Origin of the sequence: Nocardioides sp. NPDC058538 (assembly GCF_042719275.1) — a bacterium.
Lineage (GTDB): Bacteria > Actinomycetota > Actinomycetes > Propionibacteriales > Nocardioidaceae > Nocardioides.
Genome location: NZ_JBHXNY010000080.1, coordinates 1 through 1581 on the forward strand (window position 1 = coordinate 1; position 1581 = coordinate 1581).

The following is a 1581-nucleotide window of genomic DNA, read 5'->3' on the forward strand; positions in this document are numbered from 1 at the left end:
GCCGACTGGTACGTAGATAAGCCCAGTCACGGTCCTCTCAGCTGGCTTGTGGGAGGTCGGTGAGGGTGACGCCGTAGCCGAGTGTTTCGAGTTGTCGGATGGCTCGGTCCTTGATGTAGGCGGGACGCTGCCGTACGAAGTGGTCGGGGCCCAGCTCGTGGTAGACCTCGCCGGTGTGGGCCATGTGCCACATCGCGGTGAGCATCGCGCGCTGGGTCGCGACCAGGGCCCGCATCGGGCCGCGGCGGGTGGCGATGCGTCGGTAGCGGGCAGCGAGGTAGGTGTTGTTGGACCGGGCCACGGCCATCGCGGCGATCCCCATCGCGCCTTTGAGGTGTCGGTCTCCGGGCCTGGCCCGGGCGGGTTTGGTACGCCCGGCGGACTGGTTCTTGCCCGGGGCGACACCAGCCCAGGAGCAGAACTGCTCCGGGGTCGGGAACACCGACAGGTCGCCACCGGTCTCAGCCAGCACGACCTCGGCCACGGTGGTGCTGATCCCGGGGATGGTGGTGATCAGGTCGAGGAAGCCACGAAAGGGCTCGACCATCACCTCGATCCGTTCCTCGAGCTGGTCGATGGCCCGATCGAACTCATCGATCATGTCCAAGAACATCTGGGCGAGGAAGGCGTGGTGGTCGTTGAACCGGCCGATCAACGCCTCCTGCAGTTGGGGGATCTTGGCCCGCAGCCGGGTCTTGGCCATCTGGGCGAGCACCTGCGGGTCACGCTGCCCAGCGATGAGTGCCTCGATCATCTCCCGAGTCGAGACCGTCAGCGTCTTGGAAGCCACCGAGGAGATCTTGATCCCGGCGTCTTCGAGGAGCTTCTCCAGCCGCTTGATCTCACGGCCACGGTCGCGGGTCAGCGCGGACCGGGCCCTGGTCAGGTCCCGCAGCTCCCGGATCGGTGGGGGCGGCACGAGTGAAGCTCTCACCAGGCCGTGCGCGGCCAGATCGGCCAGCCAACGGGCATCAGAGACATCGCTCTTACGACCCGGCATCGCCTTGACCTGGGCAGCATTGGCCAACACAAGCTCGAATCCCGCGTCCTCGAGCAGGTAGTAGAACGGCTTCCAGTAATCACCGGTGGCTTCCATCACCACCCGGGTGACCTGCTGGGCGATCAGGTGCTCACGCAACTCCATGATCTGACGGGTCATCGCACCCCACGTCGTGACCCTCTCCTCGGCCCCACCGCCAGGCCGCGCGACCCGCACGCACACCTTCGCGTCCGTCTTCGACACATCCAACGCCGCGCACCGCGCGTGCACCACATCCATACCCGCCACCCCGTTTCGGTGTTCTCCCTGTTCAGGCCCCGAGAACCTCTCAGGGCCAGGCGTCCGTCACGGGGAGGATGCGAAGATCAGAAGTCTGGTACACGTGCTCAAAGGCAACAATCCACGGTCCCGCGGCAGTCCTCCACGAACCAGGCTCGGCGTCAGGATCAAGTCACTACAGTCGGTCGGCCTGTGACCGCGACGGACAACACCATCGTGGCCCGGCCCCGGTCACAGCGCTACCGGAACCGAGCCACGATCTTCAACTTCCACAGTCACCGAAGGTGCCCTCCGGCTCGGCG

The 1581-nt window shown here is 66.0% G+C and carries 1 protein-coding gene; it reads right to left on the reverse strand.

Features of this window, described 5'->3' with window-relative positions; all coding sequences use genetic code 11:
- Positions 1 to 37: 37 nt before the first annotated feature.
- A complete protein-coding gene (locus tag ACFWQC_RS28305; protein ID WP_378686174.1) occupies positions 38 to 1279 on the reverse strand; it encodes an IS110 family transposase in 1242 nt (413 codons plus the stop codon).
- Between the last annotated feature and the right edge of the window lie 302 nt (positions 1280 to 1581).

What these genes read in the sequence shown, in the direction of transcription:
- ACFWQC_RS28305 (WP_378686174.1), bottom strand. Translation starts at nt 1,279, where the DNA reads ATGGATGTGGTGCACGCGCGGTGCGCGGCGTTGGATGTGTCGAAGACG.